This is a genomic window from Hymenobacter rubripertinctus (genome assembly GCF_003583925.1).
Lineage (GTDB): Bacteria > Bacteroidota > Bacteroidia > Cytophagales > Hymenobacteraceae > Hymenobacter > Hymenobacter rubripertinctus.
In genome coordinates this window covers 1-26,346 of sequence record NZ_QYCN01000033.1, presented here as the reverse complement: position 1 = coordinate 26,346, position 26,346 = coordinate 1, and the positions used below count along the sequence as shown (strand labels likewise).

At 63.9% G+C, this 26,346-nt stretch carries 23 protein-coding genes; 9 read left to right on the top strand and 14 right to left on the bottom strand.

The window, feature by feature from the left end; genetic code table 11:
- Positions 1-9 precede the first annotated feature (9 nt).
- Positions 10-861: an aquaporin gene (locus D0T11_RS17515; RefSeq protein ID WP_119657103.1), complete on the top strand. Its 852-nt coding sequence runs from the start codon at positions 10-12 to the stop codon at positions 859-861.
- A gap of 204 nt (positions 862-1,065) precedes the next feature.
- Here D0T11_RS17515 and D0T11_RS17510 read toward each other — a convergent pair whose 3' ends face one another.
- From D0T11_RS17510 to ruvX, 6 genes are all read right to left on the bottom strand, one after another.
- On the bottom strand, positions 1,066-3,393 hold the full coding sequence (locus D0T11_RS17510; RefSeq protein WP_119657102.1) for a patatin-like phospholipase family protein: 2,328 nt from the start codon (positions 3,391-3,393) through the stop codon (positions 1,066-1,068).
- 275 nt (positions 3,394-3,668) lie between these two features.
- A complete protein-coding gene (locus tag D0T11_RS17505; RefSeq protein WP_119657101.1) occupies positions 3,669-4,643 on the bottom strand; it encodes a zinc dependent phospholipase C family protein in 975 nt (324 codons plus the stop codon).
- A 22-nt stretch (positions 4,644-4,665) separates the two neighbouring features.
- Entirely contained in the window at positions 4,666-4,956 is a 291-nt protein-coding gene (locus D0T11_RS17500; RefSeq protein WP_119657100.1) for a DUF4241 domain-containing protein, read from the bottom strand.
- On the bottom strand, positions 4,877-5,230 hold the full coding sequence (locus tag D0T11_RS23570) for a DUF4241 domain-containing protein (RefSeq protein ID WP_394365765.1): 354 nt from the start codon (positions 5,228-5,230) through the stop codon (positions 4,877-4,879). The genes D0T11_RS17500 and D0T11_RS23570 overlap by 80 nt, the downstream gene beginning before the upstream one ends.
- Before the next feature lie 329 nt (positions 5,231-5,559).
- Positions 5,560-6,159 carry a peptide deformylase gene (gene def, locus D0T11_RS17490; RefSeq protein ID WP_119657098.1) on the bottom strand — a complete coding sequence of 200 codons (600 nt, stop codon included), beginning with the start codon at positions 6,157-6,159 and terminating at the stop codon, positions 5,560-5,562.
- Positions 6,156-6,566 (bottom strand): Holliday junction resolvase RuvX, encoded by a 411-nt coding sequence (gene ruvX / locus D0T11_RS17485; protein ID WP_119657097.1) that lies wholly within the window; start codon positions 6,564-6,566, stop codon positions 6,156-6,158. Before ruvX ends, def begins: the two co-directional genes overlap by 4 nt.
- Before the next feature lie 426 nt (positions 6,567-6,992).
- Between ruvX and D0T11_RS17480 the strand changes: the two genes are divergently transcribed.
- Positions 6,993-8,675 (top strand): S41 family peptidase, encoded by a 1,683-nt coding sequence (locus D0T11_RS17480; protein ID WP_119657096.1) that lies wholly within the window; start codon positions 6,993-6,995, stop codon positions 8,673-8,675.
- Positions 8,676-9,605: 930 nt separating this feature from the next.
- Here the strand turns inward: D0T11_RS17480 and D0T11_RS17470 are convergent.
- A complete protein-coding gene (locus D0T11_RS17470) occupies positions 9,606-10,601 on the bottom strand; it encodes a transglutaminase-like domain-containing protein (RefSeq protein WP_119657095.1) in 996 nt (331 codons plus the stop codon).
- A 224-nt stretch (positions 10,602-10,825) separates the two neighbouring features.
- On the opposite strand from D0T11_RS17470, the gene D0T11_RS17465 reads away from it, so the two are divergent.
- Positions 10,826-12,031, top strand: a complete 1,206-nt coding sequence (locus D0T11_RS17465) for a homogentisate 1,2-dioxygenase (protein WP_119657094.1) — start codon at positions 10,826-10,828, stop codon at positions 12,029-12,031.
- A gap of 146 nt (positions 12,032-12,177) precedes the next feature.
- Positions 12,178-12,714: a hypothetical protein gene (locus D0T11_RS17460; protein ID WP_119657093.1), complete on the top strand. Its 537-nt coding sequence runs from the start codon at positions 12,178-12,180 to the stop codon at positions 12,712-12,714.
- A gap of 110 nt (positions 12,715-12,824) precedes the next feature.
- Here the strand turns inward: D0T11_RS17460 and D0T11_RS17455 are convergent, their stop codons facing one another.
- The 5 genes from D0T11_RS17455 to D0T11_RS17435 all read right to left on the bottom strand — a co-directional run bounded on the left by D0T11_RS17455 (position 12,825) and on the right by D0T11_RS17435 (position 17,549).
- Positions 12,825-13,607: a hypothetical protein gene (locus D0T11_RS17455; RefSeq protein WP_147374708.1), complete on the bottom strand. Its 783-nt coding sequence runs from the start codon at positions 13,605-13,607 to the stop codon at positions 12,825-12,827.
- Between the two features lie 133 nt (positions 13,608-13,740).
- Entirely contained in the window at positions 13,741-15,297 is a 1,557-nt protein-coding gene (locus D0T11_RS17450) for a hydroxymethylglutaryl-CoA reductase (protein WP_119657091.1), read from the bottom strand.
- Between the two features lie 83 nt (positions 15,298-15,380).
- Entirely contained in the window at positions 15,381-15,863 is a 483-nt protein-coding gene (locus D0T11_RS17445) for a TonB family protein (protein WP_182888472.1), read from the bottom strand.
- A 37-nt stretch (positions 15,864-15,900) separates the two neighbouring features.
- Positions 15,901-16,674: an energy transducer TonB gene (locus D0T11_RS17440; protein ID WP_119657089.1), complete on the bottom strand. Its 774-nt coding sequence runs from the start codon at positions 16,672-16,674 to the stop codon at positions 15,901-15,903.
- Positions 16,675-16,745: 71 nt separating this feature from the next.
- The gene (locus tag D0T11_RS17435) at positions 16,746-17,549 is read right to left on the bottom strand and encodes a WG repeat-containing protein (RefSeq protein ID WP_119657088.1); all 804 of its coding nucleotides are present in this window, start codon (positions 17,547-17,549) and stop codon (positions 16,746-16,748) included.
- Positions 17,550-17,773: 224 nt separating this feature from the next.
- On the opposite strand from D0T11_RS17435, the gene D0T11_RS17430 reads away from it, so the two are divergent.
- Positions 17,774-18,592 (top strand): phytanoyl-CoA dioxygenase family protein, encoded by an 819-nt coding sequence (locus tag D0T11_RS17430; protein WP_182888471.1) that lies wholly within the window; start codon positions 17,774-17,776, stop codon positions 18,590-18,592.
- Between the two features lie 120 nt (positions 18,593-18,712).
- Positions 18,713-19,495: an SDR family NAD(P)-dependent oxidoreductase gene (locus D0T11_RS17425; protein WP_119657087.1), complete on the top strand. Its 783-nt coding sequence runs from the start codon at positions 18,713-18,715 to the stop codon at positions 19,493-19,495.
- A 181-nt stretch (positions 19,496-19,676) separates the two neighbouring features.
- On the opposite strand, the gene D0T11_RS17420 is transcribed toward D0T11_RS17425, so the two are convergent.
- Positions 19,677-20,318 carry a phosphatase PAP2-related protein gene (locus D0T11_RS17420; RefSeq protein WP_119657086.1) on the bottom strand — a complete coding sequence of 214 codons (642 nt, stop codon included), beginning with the start codon at positions 20,316-20,318 and terminating at the stop codon, positions 19,677-19,679.
- A 218-nt stretch (positions 20,319-20,536) separates the two neighbouring features.
- Here D0T11_RS17420 and D0T11_RS17415 point away from each other — a divergent pair, with 218 nt between their 5' ends.
- Together D0T11_RS17415 and D0T11_RS17410 are read left to right on the top strand one after the other, a co-directional pair.
- Positions 20,537-21,844 carry an amidohydrolase gene (locus D0T11_RS17415; protein ID WP_119657085.1) on the top strand — a complete coding sequence of 436 codons (1,308 nt, stop codon included), beginning with the start codon at positions 20,537-20,539 and terminating at the stop codon, positions 21,842-21,844.
- A 134-nt stretch (positions 21,845-21,978) separates the two neighbouring features.
- On the top strand, positions 21,979-22,854 hold the full coding sequence (locus tag D0T11_RS17410; RefSeq protein WP_119657084.1) for an ATP-grasp domain-containing protein: 876 nt from the start codon (positions 21,979-21,981) through the stop codon (positions 22,852-22,854).
- A gap of 15 nt (positions 22,855-22,869) precedes the next feature.
- Here the strand turns inward: D0T11_RS17410 and D0T11_RS17405 are convergent, their stop codons facing one another.
- Positions 22,870-23,661, bottom strand: a complete 792-nt coding sequence (locus D0T11_RS17405) for an SDR family oxidoreductase (RefSeq protein ID WP_119657083.1) — start codon at positions 23,659-23,661, stop codon at positions 22,870-22,872.
- A 301-nt stretch (positions 23,662-23,962) separates the two neighbouring features.
- Between D0T11_RS17405 and D0T11_RS17400 the strand changes: the two genes are divergently transcribed.
- The coding region (locus D0T11_RS17400) for a M4 family metallopeptidase (RefSeq protein ID WP_147374707.1) at positions 23,963-26,346 on the top strand (2,384 nt) is incomplete at its 3' end.

Sequence of the window (26,346 nt, the reverse complement as noted above, 5' to 3'; positions counted from 1 at the left end):
GCCTGCCCGATGTCGTTGACTGCTCTCCCTACTTTTGCGGGCCAACTGGCCCGTGCCTGGCAACGGCACTGGCCGCACTACGTGGCTGAAGCGGCGGGCCTGGGCTTTTTCGTGGTCTGTGCCGGGCTGCTGACGGTGCTGATGGAACACCCGGCCTCGCCGCTGGCGGCCGTGGTACCGGCCAGCCACCTGCTGCGGCGGGCATGGCTGGGGGCAGGCATGCTGCTGGTCGTAGCGGCCATCGTGTACAGTCCCTGGGGCAAACGCTCGGGAGCCCACATCAACCCGGCCGTTACGCTGGCGTTCTGGCAGCTGGGCAAGTTGCGCACCCCCGATGCCGTATGGTACGTGCTGGCCCAGTTGGCCGGGGCGCTGGCCGGGGCCGGACTGTTGCGGGGCACGCTGGGGCGGCAGTGGTATGGGCATCCGGCCGTTCGCTATACCGTTACCCAGCCCGACCCCGCCCTCGGGGGCTGGCCGGTGGCGCTGGGGGCCGAGTTCGTCATTTCGTTCGTCATGATGTGGGTGCTGCTGCTGGCCCTGCATTCGGCCCGGCTGAAAACCTGGGCCGGCTGGCTGCTGGGGCTGCTGCTGGCCCTGTACATCCTGCTGGAAACCCCACTTTCGGGCATGAGCCTGAACCCGGCCCGCTCCCTGGGCACGGCTGTGGCCGCGGGCAGCTACTCCGGCCTGTGGGTCTACTGGCTGGCCCCACCGGCCGCTATGTGGCTGGCTACGGTAGCATTCCGCCATTTCCACCACGGCGAAGACCTGACGTGCGCCATTCTGGCCGGCTGCTCCCCCACCCCTTCCTCACCCCACTCGCCCGGCGAAGAGCCGCCGCACTACCCGGATGCGTGAAGAGCAGGGCCGGGGACTAGGGCCTGCCCCCTCCCGAGCATTGCCGCGCGCCCTGGCTCCTGCGGCCGTTCTGCGCGTGGTGCACCCCACCAGCGTGTAAGCGCGGCGCGGTTTGCGCGGGATAGGCGCAAAAGCCGCGCCCCAGTCCCGCGCAATGTGGGGGTGCTCAACAGCTTCCGCGGCAAGCAGTCACCGATTCGCGTTTTAGTCCAACGACCGGTCGCGGAAGAGGACGAAGCCGATGTGGGCGAAGACGCCGAACTGGTGGTCGGGGTCGTCGTAGTGAACGAACTGGAGGGCAGCCGGGCCGACGGGCGTCTGGGACATCAGGCCGGTCATGGCCGTGAGGTAGGGGCGGCTGACGGTGGAGCCGCGCCTGGGCAGCAGCGGGTTGAAATCCTGTCGGTCCCAGCCCCGCAGCAGGGTGTGCGCGTACACCTCAGTGCGCCATTCGATGGTCCCCAACACGGCTTTCACGTACCGCAGGCCCACTGCCGCGAAGGCCGTTCCCCGGTAGCGGTCCAGAAACAGGGTGCGCGAGTCGGGCAGCGGCAGGAACACCGATGACGAGGTGAGCGAGGAGCGGTAGGTGGCAAACGGCCCCTGGGTGCTCAGCTCGGCCTCCATCAGATAGCCCCAGGCGTGCACCCGCGTGCCCACCGAGTCGCTCCTGTTGAAGGTGAAATACTGCTCGTTGTAGACGCCCAGCTTCACCCATTTGTGGTTTTTGGTGCGGCCGGGCAGGTCGCCGGCCGTTGTGCCGGGGTCGTACTTCTCCCGGGCCGTCACGCCCCGTAGGCCAAACTCTACCCGGCGGCCACTCACGGCGTACTGGCGGCGGTTGAGGGAGTTGCGCTCGAAGTTGGCCGAAACCGTCAGGCCCTGAAGCCGGCTCTGGTCGAGCGTGGCGTTGCTGTTGATGGCATCGGTATTGGCAAACCGGTCGCGGTTCGTGAACAGGCCGCCACTTAGAATGTAGCGGCTGCGGTAGTTGGGGCTGACGCCCACCTGAAGATAGGTTTTAACGTCGCGCTGCTGAATCTGGGTGTTCTGGGCCGTGGAGCCGAGCAGGCCGCCGGTATCCTGGTAGTTGAAGTTGTTGAACGTCAGCACCGGTTCAAAATAGAGCGGAATATTGCCCGGTACGCTGATGCGGAACGAGGCCCGCGCCCCGTTGTAAAAGCGCCCGATGGTGGCATCAGCCTTCACGGTGTAGAGGTAGCGGTTGAGGTAGCGGTAGCCTACACCCAGGAAAATGTTGCTCATCGAGCGGGTAGAGAGCATCACACCCAGATCGGTGGTGAGGTTGCTGTTCTGGCGGGCATCCACGCCCAGCACGTAGCCTTTCTGGGCCTTGTCGTAGCGGATGCGCGGGTACACGTTGTTGAAAAAGTCGTTGTTGACGAGCCGGTAGTAACCCTCCTCCACGTCGCCGGGGGTGTACTTGTCGCCCGATCGTTGGAAAAAGCGCCGCACGAATTCCTGCTGCTGCGGGGGCAGGCCCTGCACGGTAATCTGGGTGAACTCGGGCCGGGGGGCGCGCTGCTGAAAGGCCAGGCGGCGGGCCTGCAAGGCCAGCGTGTCCTGGCGGCGCGGAATGCGCTGGCGCAACAGGTCGAGCTTTTCCAGCGTGGCCTGGGTGCCCAGCTCCACCAACTGCTTGGCCTTGTTGAAATCGGCCGCCGTGATGTCGCCCAGGCTGGGCTGGATAAAGATGCCGTTGCGGCCCACCGAGGTGGTGTCGGCCACGTTCGAGCCCAGAAACAGCAAGGTGCTGGTCAGCAGCGCGTCGTCCCGCTCCTTGGGGTATTTATTGAAGGCCACGTCGCCCACGTTCACCCCGATAATCACGTCGGGCCGGAATTCGTCCCGCATCACGCCGGTGGGGAAGTTGTCTACCACGGCCCCGTCGAAGAGGTAGCGCCCGTCGGGCTGGCGGATGGGCCGGAAGGCCAGCGGGAAGGCCATGGAGTTGCGCACGGCATCGGAGAGCGAGCCGCTGCGCTGGATTACTTTCTCGCGGGTGAATACCTCCGAGGCCACGGCCCGGTAGGGTACCAGCAGCTTATCGAAGTTGTACTCGGCAATGGCCCCGCCCGGGGCCAGCATGGTGGCCAGCACGTAGTTGAGCGTCACGTCGTTGACCAGCCGGGGCGTCACGCGGGTCTTGAAGGTGGAGTCGACGGCCAGGCGCAGGTGCAGGGCGGCGGGGGKGGGGTCGGAGTCGTAGTAGTTGTAGACCTTGCCCTCCAGGGGGTCGCCCGAAACCCAGGTCTGAAACTCGGGCTTGAGCACAATTTCCTCGATCTGGTCGGGCGAGTAGCCCGCCGCGTACATGGCCCCCACAATGGCCCCCATGCTGGTGCCCACAATGTAGTCGATGGGAATCTGGTTGTTTTCCAGCACCCGCAGCACGCCTACGTGGGCCAGGCCTTTGGCGCCGCCGCCGCTTAAAACCAAGCCTACTTTTTGGGCGTGGACACTCGGCAGGCCCAGGCACAGCAGGGCAAGCAGGCAATAAAATTTCCGCATACAGGTCAGCAACAAAAAGATCAGCAAGGTCCCGGGAGCGGGGGGCGTTTCCTACGCAACGCCCCCCGCCAGGTTGCCCGGCCCGGCCGGGTCCGGGTCCGGGACTGGCCAAATATGGCGGTTTTGTCGGCAGAAAGCCCGGGCGGCGCGCCGGGGGATTTGCCGCGCCCGCCTGCCCCTGCCCCCCCCCATGGCTCAACCGCAAGTCCCCGGGCCGTGCCATGGGGGGGGCGGCAACTCAGTAAGCGAGTTCACCCATTGATTTATTCGCCCATTCACTCCTCATGGCCCGGCACCACTTTCACGGGGGCGGCTTCCAGCTGCTTGGCTTCCAGGGCGAGGCGCTGCTGCTCCTTCTCGGAGGGCGTGCGGGGCAGGGTGCTGAGGTCAGGCTGACCGGCATCGATCCAGGCCGTGTACCAGAACGCGCCTACCAGCCGCACGGCCAGCCGCAGCTGGCGCTCCACCTGCCCATTCAGGCGCTGGTGGTACTCGCGGGCGAAGTCGCGGGAGTAGGTGCGCACGGTGGCCGCGCCGCGCTGCTCGAAGCCGTACTTGCGGTCCGCCGGGAACTTACGGCTCAGCTCCCGCTCAAAGGTCAGCACCGAATCGACGGCGGCATTGGAGCGGGCCACGGTGGCCCAGATAACGTCGGTGGGGCGCTCCAGGTAGGGCGCGGGGCCGGTGAAGAAGTCGTAGCCGCTGCTCAGCAGCTCGGGCAGGCGGCTTTCCCAGAAACCATGGATGCCCCGTTGGTCCGTGAGCTGGCCGTTGTAGTTGTGGGTGGTGTGCAGGGGCACGCAGGCATCGGCAATGTAGTGGCCCAGATCGGCCGAAAGATGCAGAATCCGGTCGGTTTCGTGGGCCTGGAAGGCGGCCGTGAGCTGGCCCTTCATGCGCGCCACCTGCCAGGGCACAATGCCGTGGCGCAGCAGCGAGTCTTCGCCCAGCAGGGCTACCGCGTCGGGGTAGGAACGGGGCAGCTTGTAGGCGGCCGAGTCGCCGTACACGTCCAGGTCGAGGAAGTGGCGGGGCGCTTCGCCGGGCACCACCGTGCGCCGCGAGTCGGGCCGGGTAGCGTTGGTGGTCAGGTAATCGATGTTGGCCTTGTAGAAGCCCACCATTTCGGGCGGCAGCGTGAACACGGCCAGGCGGTTAATCAGCCGGTGGGCGAAAAAACCCCAGGCCCCGGCGCGGGCGGGCAGCAGCAGGCCGAAGATAATAAGGATAGCGTAGGGTATCTTCTTCATAGCCCGTAAGATAGGTAACGCGTTAGTGCCAGGCAACTACCTGGAAATCAGTCAGCAGCCGGCATGGCTGGTTGTGCGCGTCTAACCCCACGTAGGTGGCGTAGGAGCCGTCGCCGAAACCAGTGGTAAAGGCGGCAATAGTATCGCCCTGGCAGGCATAGAGCAGGCCATTTTCAGGGGCAGCGGTAGTGAGGCGGAAACCCGCAACCAGCAGGCTATCCGCGCCGGCCTTGTCAACCAGTAATCGGTGCAACGGAGCCAGACTGGCCGCGTCCAGGAAAAAAAGCGCATCCTCCATCAACGGGGTAGCCATAAAACTCCTCCCCGTACACCGGCAGGGTTTTCTGGCCGGGGAGCAGGGCTAGCTGCCACGTCACGACGGGCTGCGCCGAAAAGAGAATTCGTGCGAAGGCTACGCGTTCATCACCGTTGAAATGAGCTACGGCCAGCTCTACCGGAAACCGACCCCGCGGAAACGCAGTAGTAAAGGCCGCCGTAGCTGGCGAAAGCCCTACTGGCGAGGCCGCAATGATGCGCCCGGAACCGATGGGCAGGTTGCCCAGCAGCTGCCGCTGCAGTTCAAACACCACTCCGTTCTGTTCCACGCGGGTAGCCGGGAAAAAGCTGGTTTCGAAAATTGCTGGCTCGGCCTGCACCGCGTACGGGGAGGAGCCTACCGTGGGCCGGCCCGGAGAAAGCACGTAGCCGGAGGTCGTTGCCGAGTTTTCCGTGGTGCAACTGCTTAACGATAACCCAAGTATGGAGAGTGCAACCAGGTACTAAATGACGTAACGTAAGTGCTGCATAAGGATTGAAATAAGGATAAAGCCGGCAGCAAAAACAGCAGCTCCGGCCAGAAGCAGCGGTTTGCTGTCCCCGGCCGGAGCTGCTATCAATAGCGTGTAATGAAGGAAGCTTACCGCCGACCCTGGCCCACGAAGCGCATGCGGTAGTCGGCGTCCACGTCGCCCTTGCTGATGCGGGCGAGCTTGCCTTTCAGCAGCTGCTTCTTCAGACCCGAGGCGTAATCGGTGAACAGCACGCCTTCCAGGTGGTCGTACTCGTGCTGAATCACGCGGGCCGTGAGGCCGGTAAAGGTTTCCTCGTGCGTCTGGCGCTGCTCGTCCTCGTAGCGCAGCACGATGGTGGCGTGGCGCGTGACCTTCTCCCGGATGCCGGGGATGCTCAGACAGCCTTCCTCAAAGGCCCATTCCTCGCCTGTTTCGCTCACCATCTGGGGATTGATGAAGGCGCGCTTCACCGGGGCATCCGTCGGCACCTCCAGAATCGGGTTGCCGTCCTCGTCCTCGTCCAGCATGGGGGCCGAGTCGATAACGAACAGGCGGATGCTCTTGCCGATCTGGGGCGCGGCCAGGCCCACGCCGTGGGCGTGGTACATCGTCTCGAACATGTTGGCGATGATGAGTTCGAGTTCGGAAGCCGAATAGTTGGCCGACAAGGGTTTGGCGAGGGTTTTAAGTACCGGGTCGCCGAAGGCAACAATGGGGTAAATCATCGGGATTCGAGGAAAGATTGCAAAATGATGGTGGCCGCTACTTTATCCACGGTGGCCTTGTCGCGGCGGTCCTTTTTGCCCAGCCCGCCGGCCAGCATGGCGGCGTGGGCCATGCGGGTAGTGTACCGCTCGTCAATTTCGTGCACCGGCACCTCGGGGAATTCCTTGCGCAGGCGGCGCAGCACGCCCACTACGGCGCTGGTCACGTCGGTGGCCTCGTTGCTGAGCGTGCGCGGCATCCCGATAACCAAGGCCGCCAGCGGCTCGCGCAGGTGGTAGGCCTTCAGATACGCCAGCAGGTCCTGGCTGTGAATGGTATCGAGGGGCGTGGCGATGAGTTGAAGCGGATCGGTGACGGCCAGGCCCACGCGCTTGTGACCGTAGTCGATGGCAAGAATACGGCCCATCGCGAAAAAAGTGAAAGTAGAAAGCCAAGCAGCGGCCGTTCAGGTGCTTAGCCAGCGCCGCAGCCCAAAGATACGATGCCCGCCCCGAAAGGGGCTGCTCCTGCCGCTGTGCCCCGGCAGCTGGCAGCAGCGCGGGGCGCGACGTTCAGCGCCAAAACCCGGCCGTTGGGCGAGAAGGCGCCATCTGTTTAAAATACTATAATAATCTTTGTAGAAGATTCAGGATCAGTATTTTTTCGTCGACTCGTAAGGTGGGTTGGTGTCCTGTTACTTGTCTTCGACTAATAAAAATTTGCACTGTTATTCGAAAATGCCTATACCTCTATGTGCGGGGTGGGTTTCTTGGAAAAGTTTCAATAGTTTTGAAGACCTGTCTTCTCCCCGGATTGCTGCTTATCGGTTGAACAACTACTCTCTCAACGCTTTATGACCACCGAGCCGAACGAGTCGTCGCGCCCCGCTTTGGAGCCGACCCCGCGCAATTCCCGGTGGCAGGTGCGCCAGCCCTGGCTGCTGGGATTGGTGCTGGCCTGTGGCATCCTGGTGGGGGCAAACCCCTTCCGGCCCTCCGATCAAAACCCCGACCTCACGGCCCGGGGCTACTTAAAGTTCAAAGAAATCCTGAGCTACGTCGACCGCGACTACGTGGACTCGGTGAATGCCGAGGAGTTGTCGGATTACGCCATTACCCGGATGCTGGAGCGCCTCGATCCGCACTCGGTCTTCATCCCGGCCAAGCGTCAGCAGCAGGCATCCTCCTTCTTGCAGAGCGACTACGACGGCATCGGCGTTGAGTTCAACATGTTCCGCGACACCGTGACGGTGGTGGCCCCCATCAGCGAAGGCCCCGCCGAACAGGCCGGTCTCCAGCCCGGCGACCGGATCCTGACCGTGAACGGCCAGCGCGTATCGGGCGTGCATTTCACCACCGAGCAGCTCTTCGGCAAGCTCCGCGGCCCCCGGGGCAGCGCGGTACAGCTCCAGGTGCTGCGCCACGGCCTGGCCCGCCCCATCGGCGTGCAGGTAACCCGCAACCGCATCCCCAACACGTCCGTGGACGTGGCCTACATGGTGGATAACCAGACCGGCTACATCAAGGTGAGCCGCTTCGCCAGCGCCACCTACGACGAGTTTAAGGCCGCCCTGGGCGACCTGCGCCGCCAGGGCCTTACCCGCCTCGTGCTGGATTTGCGCGGCAACCCCGGCGGCTACCTCGACCGGGCCACCAAGATTGCCGATGAGTTCATCGGGGGCACCAAGAAAATCGTGTACACCGACGGCAAGGGCGACCAGTACGACACCCAAACGTTTTCGCGGGTGACCGGCGAATTTGAGGAAGGCGCGCTGGTGGTGCTCGTGGATGAAGGCAGCGCCTCGGCCGCCGAAGTGCTGGCCGGTGCCCTCCAGGACCACGACCGGGCCCTGCTGGTGGGCCGCCGTACCTTCGGCAAGGGCCTCGTGCAGCAGCCTATTGCCCTCAACGACGGTTCTGAGCTGCGCCTTACCATTGCCCGCTACTACACGCCCTCGGGCCGCAGCATCCAGAAATCGTACGGCCACGGCCTGGCCGCCTACGAAAAGGACCTCCAGAACCGGGCCGACAACGGGGAGTATTTCCACGCCGACAGCATCCACTTCGCCGACTCGCTGCGCTACCGCACGGCCCACGGCCGCACCGTGTACGGCGGCGGGGGCATCATGCCCGACATGTTCGTGGCCCGCGACACCTCGGCCCAGTCGGCCTATTACCTGCGGCTGCAAAGCCTGAACCTGGTGCGCGAATACAGCCTCAACTACTACCAGGACCACAAAGAGGAGCTGGACGCGTTGCGTTTCGAGCAGTTCAGCCAGAGCTTCCGCATCACCGATGCCCAGCTCCAGCAGCTCGTGGCCCGCGCCAGCCGCGACGGCCTCGCGCCCAATGCCGCCGGGTTGCGTCGTTGTGCCCCGCTGCTGCGCACCCAGCTCAAGGCCCTCATTGCCCGCAGCGCCTACGGCAAAGCCGCCTACTTCCGCATCCTCAACCAGGACGATGCCGAAATGCAGCAGGCCCTGAGCGCCATTCAGGAACCCAATAACCCGCTCATGCTGAGTTTGCTGGGACAGTAGCCGCCGCAAACCGGAACCGATGTAACGAAACCCTGAAGCCTTGTTAGCGGTTCGGGGCGCTCAATGCAGCGCGATTTTGTATGGCCGCTTCGCCGCCGTAAGCCGGGAACCCCCATCAGTTGGTGGGCAGGCCCGCCAGCTGATGCTACGCATAACTAAGGCGAAAGAGCAGCAACTATAGCGGTAGTACCTGCTGTTACGCAGTAGCCCCAGCGGGGCGACAGCAATCGTTCCTCTGTCGGTGTCGCCCCGCTGGGGCCTTAGAATACTACAGCGGTTTCGTAAACGGTGTACCCGATCGGCTGTAGAGACGCATCTTTGCGTCTCCTCTTTGAACGGAGCTAGCTGAACGGCGCGGACGACGAGACGCAAAGATGCGTCTCTACAGCTTGGCTACATCGTTCGCGAAAACGCTATAAGTGCTTGATTTACGCACCTGCGGGGCCGCCGCCTGCGAGCAGCCCGGCTCCCGTCAGCAACAGTTCGCTGACCGCTTCGGCGTGAGCGTCTCGTTCATTAAATAGCTGCGTTACCAGCAGCGCCAAACCGGCTCGTTAGCGGCCAAGCCCACCAGCGGCGGTCGGGCGCGGGCCATTTCGCCCGCCGAGCAGACGTGGTTCGTGGCCTACGTGGGCCAATATGCCGCTGCCAAGCTGGCCGAGCTGAGCACGGCCTGGCAAGCCGAATTTAGCCGCCCAGTGCGCCAGACCAGCATTTGGACCGTGCTTCAGGAGCAAGGGCTACGCCGAAAAAAAGTAACCATGCCACCGAGCGCGATACCGAGCGTGTGCGGCAAGCCCGGGCCGCCCATGTGCAAATCGTTTACACGCGGCCCGATGTGCCTGCTTTCATTTTCTCGACGAGACAGGCCTGTGCCTGGATTACTGCCGTCAGTATGCGCGGGTTAAAGGCGGGCAGCCTTGAATAGCCTCAGTCTAATAGGTGGCCTTGCTGTTTCACATCCTGGAAGCGGAAGGTGTGCTCGATGCCGGTCAGGGGCTGCCCGTCGGCTTCGGCATAAGGATACACGAAGTAGTTGAGCGCCGGGCCTTGCTGGCGCGGGGCCAGCAGCAGGTCGCGGCCCCGGCTGAATTCGAGGCGGTTCTCGTCGTGGGCCCCGAAGAAGTAGTTGCGGTGGGCGGGGTTCTTGGCGGCCTCGGAAGCATCGACGGGCACCCAGCCGGTTTCGGGGGTGAAGAACTCGGCCCAGCAGTGGTAGCCTTTCACTTCGGCTGCGCCCCGCTCGGGCGGCAGCGGGAAGCCGATGCTGAAGCGGGCCGGAATGCCCAGGGCCCGGCAGTAGCCGATGAACACGGCGTGAAAATCGGTGCAGTTGCCGCGGCGGGCGTCGCAGGCGTAGTAAATGTCGCCCCGGCCCCAGCCCTGGCCGGTTTTGTCGTAGCTGACGGTGCTGACGACGTGCTCGTAGATGGCGCGGGCCTTTTCAAGGTCAGTTTTCGCCCCGGCCTTGGCTACGACTTCGGTGGCCCAGAGGCGGATTTTGGGGTCGAGGGGCACGAGGTTGTCGGGGGCCAGCCAGCGGCTCAGGTTGGGGTCGGCTTTCTCGCGGGCCGGGTGCTGGCCGGTGGCCAGGGCGGGCGTAAGGTGCTCCCGGCGGGTGGCTTCGAGCTGCATCTTCACCTGAAACCCTTGCAGGCTGGCACCCGTGGCCCGCAGGTGTAGAATGCGGTTGCCGTACTCGCCCGTCTGGATGTCGTAGGGGACCGGGGCCGTTACCCGTAGCGCCCGCACCTGTTGCGACTTATCATCGTGGGGCACCGGCAGCCACAAATCCACGGCTTTAGTACCGACGGGGGAGGCGGGCACGGTGGCCGTGTACTCGAACGAGAACGTGCGGGTGCGCGGCACCGGGGCCGCATCGGCGGGGGCCAGCAGGATGAGCAGGGGAAGCAGAAACGACAGCATGAGGCAAAGGTACCGCGTTGTGGGTGGGGAGTGAGCTACGGGTAGCAGTGGGAGCGTTATTCCTCGGCTTCGCTCGGAATAACGTTCTTCTCCGTCAACCACCAACCACCAACCACCAACCACCAACCACCAACCACCAACCAAAAAACGACCCACGCAGAAACGTTGTACCTTCACCACCCGGCATTCCCGTTTGTTTCCCACCCGAAATTCCCGCCCCGATTATGCCCTTTTATCAACGCTTAGGTCAGATTCCGCGCAAGCGGCACACCCAGTTCCGGCAACCCGACGGCTCGCTCTACCACGAGCAGCTGGTGGGCACGCTGGGCTTCCACGGGGTGTCGTCGCTGCTCTACCACCGCCACGCGCCCACCGAAATCCGTAAAGTAGGCGCGGCTAAGCCCTTCGGCCCCAAACTGCTCAAAGACCGGCCCCTGGCCCCCGCCCACCTGCGCACCCTGGGCCAGACCAGCACCGGCGGCGACTACCTCCAGGCCCGCCAGACGCTGCTCGGCAACGCCGACGTGACGATGAGCGTCTGCAACCCCACCGAGCGGCGCATGGACTACTACTACAAAAACGCGCTGGCCGACGAAGTTATTTTCGTGCACGAGGGGCGGGGCGAGCTGTGGAGCCAACTGGGCAAGCTGGCCTTCGAGCCCGGCGACTACATCGTAATTCCGCGCACCATCATCCACCAACTGCACTTCGAGGAAGGGCCGGTCCGGCTGCTCATCATCGAGTCGTTCAGCCCCGTGGAAACCTGCCGGCGCTACCGCAACCACTTCGGGCAGCTGCTGGAGCACGCGCCCTACTGCGAGCGGGACTTCCGCGCCCCTTCGGAGCTGATTGAAGGCGACGTGCGCGAGTCGGGCGAGTACGAGGTGCGGGTGCAGAAGGACGGGCTGCTGCACTCGCTGGTGTATGGCCACTCGCCGTTTGATGTGGTGGGCTGGGACGGCTACTTCTACCCCTACGCCACCAGCATCCACGATTTCGAGCCCATTACCGGCCGCATTCACCAGCCGCCACCCGTGCACCAGCAATTCGAGGGCAACAACTTCGTCATCTGCTCCTTCGTGCCGCGCCTGTTCGATTACCACCCGTTGGCCATTCCGGCGCCCTACAACCACTCCAACGTCGATTCCGACGAGGTGCTGTACTACGTGGCCGGCAACTTCATGTCGCGCAAGGGCGTGGATCTGGCCTCCTTCACCTGGCATCCCAGCGGCATTCCGCACGGGCCGCACCCCGGCACCGTGGAGGCCAGCATCGGCAAAAAGGAAACCCACGAGCTAGCCGTGATGCTCGATACCTTCCGGCCCCTCTACCTCACCGAAGCCGCTTTGGCCTACGAGGATGAGCAGTACCCCTACAGCTGGCAGCCCGAAGCCCACAACCCGGCCAAAGCAGCCGATATGATGGACTAACGGTGAATGAGTGAATGAGTAGATTTTTCCTTCCCTGTGGTACAACTCTTCCATTGCAACGCATGAACTCACTCATTCACCGAGTCACTCATTCCCGATCCGGCCGGGGACGGTTTCCGTACGTGCCAGACAAAAATCCTGACTCCATGAAAAGAATCCTGTTTCTCGCGCCGCTGATCGCGGCCATCCTGCTATTCGGCAGCTGCAAGAAAGTGCTCGGCCTGTTCGAGTTCAACGTGGAGGACTCCCAGACCATCGTTATTCCGAAAACGGTGCCGTTCGGGCAGTTTTTTCCGCTCTCGCCGGTGGCCGTATCGTCCAGCAGCACCAGCACCTACGCCAAAAACGGCACCTCCGCCGACTACGTGCAGGATGTAACGCTGGATAAGCTCACGCTGGCCATTACCAGTCCCTCGGGGCAGAATTTTGACTTTCTCAAGCGCATCGATGTCTACATCAGCACCGATGCCAAGGGCTCCGACAAGGTGCTGCTGGCCTCGCTCAACCCGGTGCCCACCGGCGTCAGCACGATTTCCCTCACCCCCGCCGACCAGAAGCTGGATGTATTCCTGAGTGCCGACTCCTACACCCTGACCACCAACGTGGAAATCGTGAAGCCCCTGGGCCAGGACGTGACCATCCGGGCCGACGAGCGCTTTAAAGTGAAAGCCCGCAAGCCGTAGCGAAGGGCACCCGACCCCCCTGACCGGCCCCGCGCCTACGCCCAACCGCCCCCCGCTACCAGTTCGGTAGCGGGGGGCGGTTGGGCGTAGGCGCGGAAAACGCCGGAAAATCAGGGCAGCGAATTGTAGTACGTAACCAGGTCGACCACGTGGTTGGCATCGTCGAAGCGCAGGTTGTGCTGCTGGGCATGGGCCTCCACCTGCGAAGCCTGGCTCCCGAACAGGCGCAGAACCGCTTTGCGGTTCAGGCTTACCTGGGTAGCGGGGGCACCGGCAGTGGCGGGGCGCATCATCAGCAGCACTTCCTGCACCACGGCCGCCGGCTGAATCTCCACGCCCAGGGCCGGGTTGGTGCGGGCGGCCGTAACGGCGTACCGGTACCAGGCCAGCAACTGGAGCTTGCTGCCCGCCGGATGCAGTTCCTGCATAAAGGTGCGCGCCCGGTCGCCCTTGGCCAGAAAGTTCACGGCCGTAAACGACTGGGCCGGTTTCGTTGGCGTGGCCCGGAGCGTAAAGCCTTCCAGGCGCTCCAGCGGCACCGGCCGGATGGGGCCGGTGCCGCTGGAGTCGCGCACCTCAATCAGGTTATATTTCAGATTATAGCGCATGGCCGGTACCCGGGCCGCGCCGCCGTGGGCGGCCAGCAGCGTGCCGGCCTGCCAGTTCACCGACAAGTATGCTTCGGGCGGCGTTGTGGCATCAAAGCTGGCCCCACTATCCTCCGGGCGGCCGTTGGGCAGGTAGGTATTGTAGCCGTTATTGGTCGTAGAGACGCTGCCAAGGGTGGTCAGGTCATAGTTATTGAGGGCCCGCTGCGCCAGTGCGGCAGCAGGGTTCAGGGCAGCACCAACGGCCACTGCGCCCGTGAGAAGGACAACGAGAGAAACACGCATAGAACCGGCGGTAGAGGGAATTGGCGGATAGAGAAGCGGGAGCATAAATATACCGCGAATTTGGTCGGCCAACGCCGCTTCAGCTAGTTAAGTTATTGATATTCAAGAATAGGCGTAACCGGCAAGCACCCGCTTACCGGTTGCGGCCGTACTGCTCGTGGCTGCTCACCCAGTCGGAGCTGCTGATGGCCGAGCCCAGGCTGAGCTCGCCGGCCAGCACCACGCCGGCCACTATTTCGGCAAACTTATTGACCGTGCCCCGGCCCACGCAGCCCAGCATGCGCAGGTACTCGTTCTGGGTGGCCAGGCCGGTGCCGCCGCCGTGGGTAGCCACAATCAGACTCGGGATGGTGATGCTGATGTAGAGGTCTTTTTCGGGCGTGATTTCGGAGTAGAACACGCCCGCCGACGACTCCGATACGTTGGCCACGTCCTGGCCGGTGGCAATGAACAGGGCCGTGATGCCGTTGGCCGAGTGCGCCCCGTTGTTGTTGGCCCCCGACATAAACGCGCCCACGTTGCTCACCTGCCCGTGGTAGGCCAGCTGCTCGGGCGTCACGCGCATGCGCTGCTGGAGCAGGTGGCGCGGAATCACGGCCTCGGCCACCACGCGCTTGCCCCGGGTGCGCATTACGTTGATTTGCGAGGCTTTTTTGTCGGTGGCGAAGTTGGATTCGAGGTAGAAGTGGCGTACCGGCGCGCCCTGGTAGTTTTCCAGAATCCAGGAGCAGGCCGCGAAGGTGGCCCGGCCCACCATGTTCTGGCCCGCCGCGTCGCCGGTGCTGTAATTGAAGCGCAGGAAGGCAAACTTGTTGCTCAGGTAGGTGTCAATATACTGGAGCTTGGCGATGCTGGAGGTGCTTTCGGCCTCGGGCCGGATGCGGCCGATTTCCTCCTCCACCCAGCGGCCGAAGTCGCGGGCCCCGCGGGCATCGTCGAACACGAATACCGGCGCCCGCTGCATGGCGTCGCCGATGACGGTGCACTTGACGCCGCCGCTGAGGTTGAGCAGCTGAATGCCGCGGTTGTAGCTGGCCACCAGCGTGCCCTCGGTGGTGGCCAGCGGAATCAGGAAGTCGCCCTGGGCATGCTCGCCGTTCACGTGCAGGGGGCCGGCTAGGCCCACCGGAATCTGGGCTACGCCCGTGAAATGCTCACAGTTGCCCTGCAAGGCGTGGGCATCGAAGGAGTACTGCTTGAGGTGGTGAAACTGCTGGCCCGTAAACTCCTCGGCAAAGTCCTGGCGGGCCTTGATGGCCTCGTCGGTGTAGTCGTCCTGGGCATCGCGCGGGATGCGGGGACGGTTGTCGGGCACGAGGGTGATGCTGTCCTCCACTTCCACGTTGAGCTGGCCAAACGGATCGGCCGCAAACTGCACCTGAATGGTGTGCAGCCCCTCGGGCAGCGAATCGGTGACCAGGTGGAAGGTGGCCGACTGGCCCACCGGCAGCGTGAAGCCTTTGCTGTCGGCGTTGAAAAGCACGGCCGGCCGCACGTCGCCGTTGCCCAGGTCGAGGGCAATTTCCTCTACGCCCAGCCGCTGGCCATCAATCAGCACGTGGTCGATGCGGGTAATGCGGACCGTATCGAGGCGGTTCTTGATGCTGAAGGCCACGCCCTCGGGCGTATTGTGCAGGCTGCCGCGGGTATAGAGCAGCTTGAGCAGCATGGGACTGGGCGTGAAGAGCATACGGGCAGGATTAGACGTGGGAATTCGGGAGGGGTAAAGTAGGAATGTTTTCGGTTAGAAGTCGGGCGGTAGGGCGGAAAGGGTCAGTTGCCCCGTTGCTTCGGAGCTGCGTCCGTCCCACGGAAGGCTAGCGGCAAGGTGGTTTCCAAGGCAAATGACCGGCCGTCGCGGCTGCCCGGCGTGAAGTGCCCGCTTAGCAACCCGGCCAGCCGCAACGCCTCCGCGTCGGCCAGCGGATGCAGGCTCTGCACGATACGGGCGTTGCGTATTTCGCCGCGCTCATCAATGGTAAACCGGACGAATACTGTACCCCTGACGGACTGTGGCAAGCTATCCGGCCACTGTACATGTCGGTTCAGGAAGGCACGCAGACTATCGTTGCCGCCTATAAAAACCGGTAACTTCTCATTACAACTCGGGTAGAAATGGTGTGCTGTCGCACTTGGCGTCTGCGCCTTCGGGTTCTTGAGGTCGTTGTCCGGCAAATCGGTCAGGTCGATAGGAGCCTGGGGAATCCGGTAGGGGATAACGACCTGGGCGGCGGCCGATAAGCCACTCAGCAGCAACAGGCACAGTAGGGCTATAAATGTCAGCGAAGAAGGCCTACTCATCTCCGCCAAAACTGATGCGTACCGTGTAACTCACTTTCACTGTTCGTCCATTTTGGCGGCCTGGAGTGAAAGGCGGCAGCAGGCGTACTACCCGAAGCGCCTCCGTATCGGCCGCCTCGTTTAGACCCCTCAGAATCTGAGCGGTAGTGACTTGCCCCTGCTCGTCAATCACAAACTTTACAAAGACTCTTCCTTCATATAGAGCGTCTTTTGGTTGCCGCACTTGGCCAGCAATAAAGCGTTTAAGGTCCTCATTGCCACCACGAAAAATCGGCATCTGCTCCACATAAGTAAAGATTTCTTGTCCCGTTAAAGTCCTTACAGGGGTTTCAGTGTCTTCATACTCATAGAAGACAAGGCCGCCATAGGTAGTTAGTAGTGTGGGGTTTTGCTCCGACGCCTCGATAACCGGGGGCCTTGGCACCACCTTCCGCACCTGCGCCACCGCCTCCCGCCCCGACAGCCCCAGCCCGCACACGAGGGCCAGCGCCACCAGAAACCGCCGCAGCTTCGGGCGCAGGGCCACGCGGCGGGGGAGCGGGGCCGGCTGGTCGGCGGCCAGCTGTTCGGGCTGGAACCGGCCGCAGACCCGGCCGTCGGGGGCGGTGCGGAAGGCGGCTTCGAGGTCGGGCTGGGTGGCCTGGGTGAAATCGATTACCACCCGGTCGCAGTGGGCGCAGTGGCGGCCCTGGGCGGCGGGCGTCATCTGGTGCCAGTCTTCGGCGCAGGCCCGCAGGCGAACGTTGAGGATGGGGGGTGGTAGCATAACGGTATCGGCTGAGGTGCCAGAAGATACGAACTCGGCTGGGTGTGCTTCCCGCTGCATCTCGGCCCGCCCTACTTTTCCTGGGTCAGGGCTTCGGTATCGTCCCAGAACTCCCGGCCCAGGGCATCGAGGTAGCCGAAGCGGCCGGTGGGGGCCTGCACGCGGGCCACGCCCCGGAAGTAGGGCTCGGCGCGCAGGTAGCGGATTTCAGTGAGGCGGGTGCCTTCGGGACTGAGGTAGCCGAAGCGGCCGTTCTGCCGCACCATCGGGTATTCCAGGTTGCCCCGGAGCCGGATGGAGTCGTACTGCACGGGCTGCACCAACTTGCCTTTGCCATTGATGACGCCCCACTTCGCGCCCTGGCGCACAAAGAGCAGACCGTTGTAGTTGTCGCGGATTTCGTCGTAGATGGCCGGTACGGTGGCCGCGCCCACCGTGAAGCGGAAGCCCACCCGGCCTTCGGCGTTGCGCACCACGTCGCCCTGCTCCAGCGGGTCCTCGTCGAAGTCGGCGGCGGGTGGGGGCGGCAGGCGCTGCCCGCTGGGGCTGATGTCGAAGGTTTCGCCATGCAGCGTCACGGTGGCCCGGTCGTGGTGGAAGTTGCCGGCCCGCGTGAACTGAATGGGCGTGACGGGGTTGCCGCCGCCGTCGATGTAGCCGTACAGGCTGTCCTGGCGCACCCAGGCCAACTCGTCGGCGAAGGGGCCGGCCTCGTCGTAGCGCACGGCCAGCACCAGGCGGCGGCCCCGGTCGGCGTAGCCCCAGCGGCTACCCTGGCGGAAGGGCACGAGGCGGGCGGCGGCCGTTTGTGCCCACCCGCCCGGTGCCGCCAGCAGCAGCGTCAGGAGCAGGAGCGGGAACTGAACTCGTTTCATGCGCGACGAAGGTTGGGCGAATCAGGGCTTTACCGGCTAAGATACGCACTCCGGCCAAACCAAAAAGCGGTTTGTTGGTTGATTCACGCATTCTTCACGGGGCAAGCCCCAACTCGCGGACCCGCTCCCGGCTCGTAGCCTGGCCCCGGGCCGGGGGCGGGCCGGCCGGCCGGCGTATCTTTGCCCGCGTTCCAATGGGCGGATCAGCCTCCGTCTTCTCTGCTATGGCCACCATAATTGATACTTACCCCCGCTTTACGTTAGGCCCGCAGCTGACCCGGGAGCAGCTGGATTTTTTTCATCAACACGGGTTTCTGCACTTCCGGGCTTTCGTGGAGCCTGCCACGGTAGCGCAGCTGTTGCAGGCCGCCGCGCAGGTGCAGCAGCGCTGGCTCGCCGACGGCGTGCAGAAGGTAAACGGGGTGCCCATCAAGTACGGCAAGGACGTAGACGGCGCGCCCATTGTGCAGCGCTTCGCCTTTGCCTCCCACCACAGCCCCGTCCTGCACGAGTTTCTCCAGGACCCGCGCTTTACGGCGCTGTTTCCGCTGCTTGAAGCCCCCGGCGGCCGGGTGGGTGAGGACGAGAAGGACGGCCTCGTGATCAACCACTACGTGAACGTGCCGGGCTCGGAGTTTTCCCAGATGGGCTGGCACACCGACTCGCTGCGGGACGTGTTCTACGGCAAAAAAATCGGGCCGATGCTCAACGTGGGCCTCCACCTCGACGGCACGCCCGCCACCAACGGCGGCCTGCGCATTCTGGCCGGCACCCACCAGCAAAGCCTGCGCGACATCCTGTTCCGCAAGAAATACTACAAGGACGTGAGCGCCGACCCGCACGAAATTGCCATCGAAACCGAGCCCGGCGACCTGACCGTGCACGACGGGCGCATGTGGCACCGCGTGGCCCAGTCGCCGCTGGTGGGCGAGGCTTCGCGCCGCCGCGTGATGTACGTGCCCATCCTGGCCGGCAAGTACGAGCCCAAGCACGACAACAGCCCCACGCCCTTCTACCTGCGCTTTTTGCACCTGGTGAAATAGTGGTTCGTTTTTCGTTGTTGGTTTTTCGTTGTTCGTCGCAATTTCCCCCTCGGGCTGAATGAAGAACAAAACAACCGAACCCGAGACGAAAAACGAAAAACCAATAACGAAAAACGAATCTTGAAAACTGCCCTCATTACGGGTGCCTCCCGGGGCATCGGCCGGGCGCTGGCCCTGGAGCTGGCCCGCCGCGGCTACGACGTGCTGCTCACTGCCCGCTCCGTCGACCAGCTGGAAGCCGTGGCCGCCGAGGTACGCGCGCTCGGCCGCACGGCCCGGGTACTGCCCCTGGACCTGGCCGCCCCGCTGGCGGCCGGGGAGCTGGCCGCCTGGGTTCTGGCTCAGCCGGGGGAGCTGACGGTGCTGGTCAATAACGCGGGCTACGGCCTGTGGGGGCGGTTTGAGGAACTACCCTTGGCCCAGCAGCAGAATATGCTCCAGCTCAACATGCACCTGCCCGTAGCCCTGACCCACGCCCTGCTCCCGGCCCTGCACCGGCCCCGGGTAGCCTACGTGCTGAACGTGGCCAGCACCGCTGCCTACCAGGCGGTGCCCACGCTCACGCTCTACGCGGCCAGCAAGGCGTTTCTGCTCAGTTTCAGCCGGGGCCTGCGCTACGAGCTGCGCGACACGGGCGTGTCGGTGAGCTGCCTGAGCCCCGGGGCCACCACCACCGGCTTCGCCGACCGGGCCGGCATGAACGCCGACCTCCAGGCCACGGCCAATAAAGTATCGATGACGCCCGAACAGGTGGCCCGCCTCGGCGTCACGGCCCTGTTGGCCGGCGAGGCCGAAATCATTCCCGGTGCCCTCAACAAAGTGTCCGCCGCCCTCACCAGCGTCGTGCCCAAAAGCCTGACCGAGCGCATCGCGGCCGGGATTTACGAGAAGTATTTGCAGTAGCGGGAGGTGGTGAGAAGTGACCGGTGGAGATGTGATGGGGGAAAGGAATAAGACGAACGTCATTCCGAGCGCAGCGCAGCGGAGTCGAGGAATCTCACGTGCAATGGTAATTCCGGCGTTGAGTTAGTTGCCGCAACATCAGCACGCGAGATTCCTCGGCTGCGCTCGGAATGACGTTCTCTCACCACCTCACCACCTCACCCAAAACCTTCCCGCTCCCCCACCACGCCAGGGCCGCGAACAGGGGGGCGGCCAGCACGTCGTAGGTGTAGTGGGCGTGCTGAATGAGTACCAGCGTGCCGATGGCCCCGGTGCCGGCCAGCAGTGCCGTGCGGCGCCAGCCGACGGGCACGGCCAGGGCCAGCAGCAGCAGGGTGGCCGTGTGGCCCGAGAAAAACAGGTCCTTGGTGATGGGGGCCGGGGCGGCGTAGATGAGCTGGTCCACCAGCGGGTCGTGCAGCAGCACTAGGCCCGGGGGCGGCTCCAGGGGCAGCAGCCACAGGGTGGCGCAGCGCAGCAAGTGCAGCAGCAGGTAGGCCCAGAGCGCCCGCAGCAGCCGCGTCGGCCGGGGCAGCAGCGTAATCAGGCCCAGCCCGATGCCCAGGTAAATGACGGTAAAGATGAGCGTGGACACGTCGCAGGCCGGCAGCGCGGCCAGCAGCGGGTCGGGCAGCTGGTAACCGGGCCGCGCCTGCACCCAAGCGAAGTAGCGCGGCAGCAGGGCCACCAGGGCCAGCAGTAGCAGCAGCACCGCGCCCAGGCGACCACGGAAGGCGGGTTGTTGCCAGGCGGCGCGCCAGCTCAGGGGTTCAGCGAAGGGCATACGGGAAAGCAAAAGCCGCCGCAAAGTAGCAGCCGAAACCGCAGATTGTTCCGCGCGGGCTGCTTCGGGGCGGGGACGAAAGTGTCGTAATAGGTGGTGGAAGACGGTAAATTCTGCCTTGCAGCACCATAAACCGGCTGCCGCCGGTAACTTGAGGGCGCGTTGCCGGCCACCCCGCCGGCCAGGATACGCCCCCGTCCCCACTTCCTCCTGCTCCTATGCTCCACCGTTCCGCTCTGGCCCTGGCTGCCGCGTTGCTGACTGCCGCCCCGGCCTTCGCCCAGAAACCAACCGACCTTTCCGCCCGCATTGCCCAACTGGCCGACCAGCAGCAGGCCCAGGTAATTGCCTGGCGGCGCGACATTCACGAGCACCCCGAGCTGGGCAACCAGGAAACCCGCACCGCCGCCCTCGTGGCCGCCCACCTGCGCAAACTGGGCCTGGAGGTGCAGACCGGCGTGGGTCGTACCGGCGTGGTAGCCCTGCTGAAGGGCGGCAAGCCCGGCCCCGTAGTGGCCCTGCGCGCCGACATGGACGCGCTGCCCGTAACGGAGGCCGCCGGCCTGCCCTTCGCCTCCAAAGTGCGCACCCAATACAACGGCCAGGCCGTGGGCGTGATGCACGCCTGCGGCCACGACACCCACGTAGCCATGCTGCTAGGGGCCGCCGAAGTTCTTTCGCAGATGAAAAAAGACCTGCCCGGCACCGTGAAATTCATCTTTCAGCCGGCGGAAGAAGGCTCCTTGCCCGGGCAGGAAGGCGGCGCCCGGCTCATGGTGAAGGAAGGCGTACTGGAGAACCCGAAGGTCGACGCCGTGTTCGGGGTCCACATTCAGGCCCAGACCGAAGTGGGCCAGCTCAGCTACCGGCCCGGGGGCGAAATGGCGTCGTCCGACGTGTTCACTATCAAGGTGAAGGGCAAATCGGCCCACGGGGCCTACCCCTGGCTGGCCGTGGACCCGGTGGTGACGGCCGCCCAGATTATCCTGGGCCTCCAGACCGTCGTGAGCCGCCAGGCCCAGCTGACCGAGGACGCCGTGGTGCTGACCGTGGGCATGGTGCACGGCGGGGTGCGCAACAACATCATCCCGGAGGAGGTAGAGCTGACCGGCACCATCCGCTGCCTCAACAAAGACATGCAGCAGAAGGTGTGGGCCGGGGTGCGCCGCACGGCCCAGGGCATTGCCGAAAGCGCCGGGGCCACGGCCGAAGTCGACATTACCAACTACGCCCCCATCACCTTCAACGACCCGCGCCTGACCCAGCAGATGGTGCCCAGCCTGGAGCGCGCTGCCGGCCCGGCCAACGTGCGGGTGCAGAAGGCCGTGACCGGGGCCGAGGACTTCGCCTTCTACCAGGAAAAGGTGCCCGGCATGTTCGTATTTGTGGGGGGCATGCCCAAAGGCAAGGACTCCGCCACCACCGCCCCCCACCACACGGCCGGCTTCTTCATTGACGAAAGCGGCCTGACCCTGGGCGTGCGCACCCTCGCCACCCTGGCCCTCGACTACCTGAGCAGCAAGTAGCTTTTCAAGCTATTAGCTGACAGCCGTTAGCTTGCGTTCATTTAGCATCGGGCCGGAATGAAGCCAATTGTAAACGACCATCAACCCGAACATAAGCTGACGGCTAACAGCTAGTAGCTAACAGCTCCAAAAATATGAATATCGCCCTCGTAACCTGCGAAAGCCTGGCCCAGTACGCCGCCCCTAACGTCGACGACGAGGACAGCCTGCTCACCAGCTACCTGCGCCAGCAGGGCCACACCGTGGAGCCCCGCATCTGGAGCAACCCCACCGTGGACTGGACCCGTTTCGATGCCGTGCTGCTCAAGTCGCCCTGGGACTATTTCGACCGGGTGGAGGAGTTTTACCACTGGCTCGACGTGCTGGAGCGCCAGCAGATTCGCCTGCTCAACCCCGTAAGCGTGGTGCGCTGGAATGCCAACAAGAGGTACCTGCTCGATATGGAGCGGGCCGGCGTGCGCATTGTGCCTACCCGCCTGCTGCCCCGGGGCGAGGCCGTGGACGCCGCCGCCCTGCTCGAAGAAATGGGCCAGGAGCAGGTCGTGGTGAAGCCCGCCGTGAGTGGCGGGGCCAAGAATACCTTCATCCTCACCCGCCAGGAAACGGCCGTGCGCCAGCCCCAGCTCACCGAGCTGGTGCAGCACGAGGACTTTCTGGCCCAGCCCTTTCAGTCGCGCATTCAGGAGGAAGGCGAGTGGTCGTTGCTCTACTTCGGGGGCGAATACAGTCATTGCGTGCTCAAAACGCCCAAATCGGGCGACTTCCGGGTGCAACACTACCTGGGCGGCGGCATTGCCCCCCGCGAAGCCCCGGCCCACCTGCGCCAGGCTGCCGACCGCATCGTGCGCGAGTTCGCGCCCGGCTGCCTTTACGCCCGCGTCGATGGCCTCGACCAGGACGGCGAGCTGCTGCTCATGGAGCTGGAACTCATCGAGCCCTTCCTCTACCTCGCCTCCGACGCCCAGGCCCTGCCCCGCTACGAGCAGGCCCTGCGGGAGTTGGTAAGTTGAAAACTCTCTAACTTCTCAACTAAATCCATTCACCGTGAAGCCGCCATCCACGGCCAGGGTCTGGCCGGTGATGTAGGCGGCGGCGGGCAGGCAGAGGAAGGCCACGGCGGCGGCCACTTCCTCCGGCTCGCCCACCCGGCCCAGCGGCGTGCGGCTGATGACGCTGCGGCGGAAGTCCTCGTTCTGGAGTACCGTTTCGGCCAGCGGCGTGCGGATATACCACGGGGCCACGCAATTGACGCGAATATTCAGGCCGGCCCACTCCACGGCCAGGTTGCGCGTGAGCTGCACCAGCGCCGCCTTGGTCATACCATAAATGGCGCCCGTACGCACGTGCGTGAGGCCCGCCACCGACGAAATGTTGACGATGCTGCCGCCCCCGGCCGCCACCAGCAGCGGCTGCACGCCCCGGCTCAGCTCCCAGGCCGAATCGAGGTTGGTAGCCAGCAGGTGGCGGTACTCCTCGTCGGAGTAGGCCACGGTGGGCTTGCGGATGTTGGTGCCCACGTTGTTGATGAGCAGGTGCACCTGGGGCCAGCGTTGGGCTATTTCGGCCAGCAGTTGGGTGCGCCCGGCGGGCGTGCTTACGTCGGCGGCCAGGGCGTGGGCCGGCAGCCCCTGCTGCTGCCACTCAGCCACTTGCTGCTCCAGGTCGGCGGCGGTGCGGGCCACGGCCACCACGGTGGCCCCCAGGCCCAGCAACTCGGCGGCAATGGCCGCGCCGATGCCCTTGGAAGCGCCCGTTACGAGCGCCGTTTGCCCGCGCAGGTTCCAGCGGGAAGTAGGAAGAACGGATGAAGGGTTCATGAGCAGGTTTCTTTAAATGTTTAAAATTTAGGGTTGTTTACAGAACGGACGAACAGACAGGTGGATCGTTTTTGAGCTGTTTGAATAGATAATCAGTTGAATTTCAGTAGTATACTGCTTGAATCGGGGTATTTGTAATAATTGCTAAATTATCTATCAAATAGCCATTAAGTAAAAAATATTTCAATGAAAGAATCAGTTTGTTGAAAGATGCATAATTTAGCATCACCGGAAGGCCTTCTGATCAAAGGCAATTCGTGGCACTGTTCAATTTCCCTCAACTCACAACCGACCACGCTCTATGATCAACAAGTACTCCGCGGCAACCCTGTTGCTGCTCGGTGGGCTGACTTCTACTGCCTTGGCCCAGGACTTCTCCCGAGTGCAGAGCAAAGACCTCAACGACAATGGCACGCCGTTCATGGTGCAGTTTCGCGCCGAGGGCAACGCCTACAAACTCAGCGAAGCCGGCACCCTGCTGCGCGACCAGCTGCAGTTGAGCGCAGATGACCAGATGGTGCAAACGAAAACCGAAGCCGACCAGCTGGGTTTCGTGCACGAAAAATACCAGCAGTACTACAAGGGCATCAAAGTAGAGCACGCCACGTACTCGGTGCACGCCCGCCAGGGTGCGGTACAGAGCATCAGCGGCCAGTTTGAGAAAGTGCGGGGCCTGAACACCACGCCTTCCCTCGATGCCGCAGCTGCTTTGCAGCGCGCTATGCAGTTCGTGGGGGCCAAGGAGTACATGTGGCAGGATGCGGCCGAAGAGGCCGGCCTGAAGAAATCCGAAAACGACCCGAGTGCCACTTACAAGCCCAAAGGCGAGCTGGTGGTGGTGCGTAACATGCACACCAACAACCCGCTGCTGGCCGGCAAGGCCACCCTGGCCTGGAAACTGAACGTGTACGCCAAGGCGCCCCTGAGCCGCGCTTTCGTGTACGTGGATGCCCGCACCGGCGACATCGTCGGCCAGGATGCCATCATCAAGCACGCGGCGGCGACGGCAACGTTTGCCACGGCCTACAGCGGCACCCGCTCGCTGGCTAACGGCACCGCTACCGGCGGTTACAACCTGCGCGAAGCCACCCGCGGCCTAGGCATCGAAACCTACAACTGCAAAAAGGGCAACAGCTACACGGCCGCCACCGACTTCGTGGATGCCGACAACAACTGGACTGCCGCCGAGTACAACAACGCCAACTACGACAACGTGGCCGGCGACGCCCACTTCGGGGCCCAGGCAACCTACGACTACTGGAAAGCGGTTCACAACCGCAACTCCTACGACAACGCAGGTGCCAAAATCAAGAGCTACGTGCACTTCGACGATACCCCCGGCGACGGTGTGGGCTACGAAAACGCGTACTGGAACGGCTCGGTGATGACCTACGGCGACGGGGCCACCACCTTCAAGCCCCTGGCAGCCCTCGACGTGTGCGGCCACGAAATCGGCCACGCCATCTGCGAGAAAACCGCTAACCTGACCTACGCCAACGAATCGGGTGCCATGAACGAAGGCTTCTCCGACATCTGGGGCGCTTGCGTGGAAGCCCGGGCCGTGACCCAGTTTGGCCTGACCGGCAAGAGCACGTTCCTCATTGGGGAAGAAGTGAAAAAAGCCGGCGGCGCGCTGCGCTCGATGAGCAACCCCAACCAGTACGGCCAGCCCGATACCTACAAAGGCACCTACTGGAAGGCTACTACCACTACGCCCAACAACACCAACGACCAGGGTGGCGTGCACACCAACTCGGGCGTGCTCAACTACTGGTTCTACCTGCTCAGCCAGGGTGGCTCGGGCACCAACGACATCGGCAGCGCATACTCCGTAACGGGGGTGGGCATCGATGCCGCCGCTAAAATTGCCTACCGCACCGAAAGTGTGTACCTGACGGCCTCCTCTACCTATGCTGCGGCCCGGACTGCGGCCATTTCGGCCGCCACCGACCTCTACGGAGCTGGTTCGGCCCAGGTAACGGCCACCACCAACGCCTGGTACGCCGTGGGCGTAGGCGCTGCTTCCGGTGGAACTACTCCGCCGCCAGCCGTTGCCTACTGCACCAGCAAGGGCACGAGCGTAGCCTACGAGTGGATCGACTACGTGAAACTCGGCACCATTGCCCGCACTTCGGCGGCTGACGGAGGATACTACAACGGCACGGCCACTTCGACTTCGGTCGCCGCCGGCTCTTCCCAGACCATCAGCTTCTCGGCCGGTTTCGCCTCGACGGCCTACACCGAGAACTGGAAAGTGTACATCGACTACAACCAGGATGGCGACTTCACCGATGCCGGTGAAACCGTAGTGTCCGGCTCTTCGGCCAGCACGACTACCCTGACCAGCACGTTCACGGTTCCGACCACGGCCAAGACTGGTGCTACCCGGATGCGGGTAGTGATGAGCGATGCGGCGGCTACCACCAGCTGCGGCAGCTTCAGCTACGGCGAAACGGAGGACTACACCCTCAACATCACCGGCGGGGCTGCCCTGGCTCCTCAGGGAGTGGCCGCTACCCCTACCCTGGGTACTTCGCTCAGCACCAGCGTGGCCGATAAAGCCGTGAGCCTGTTCCCGAACCCGGCCTCCGATGTGCTGACCATCTCGCTGGCCAACCGGGCCGTCGTGCTCTCGGCCACGGTAACGGACCTGCGCGGCGCCCGCGTAGCCGGCGCCCGCTTCGA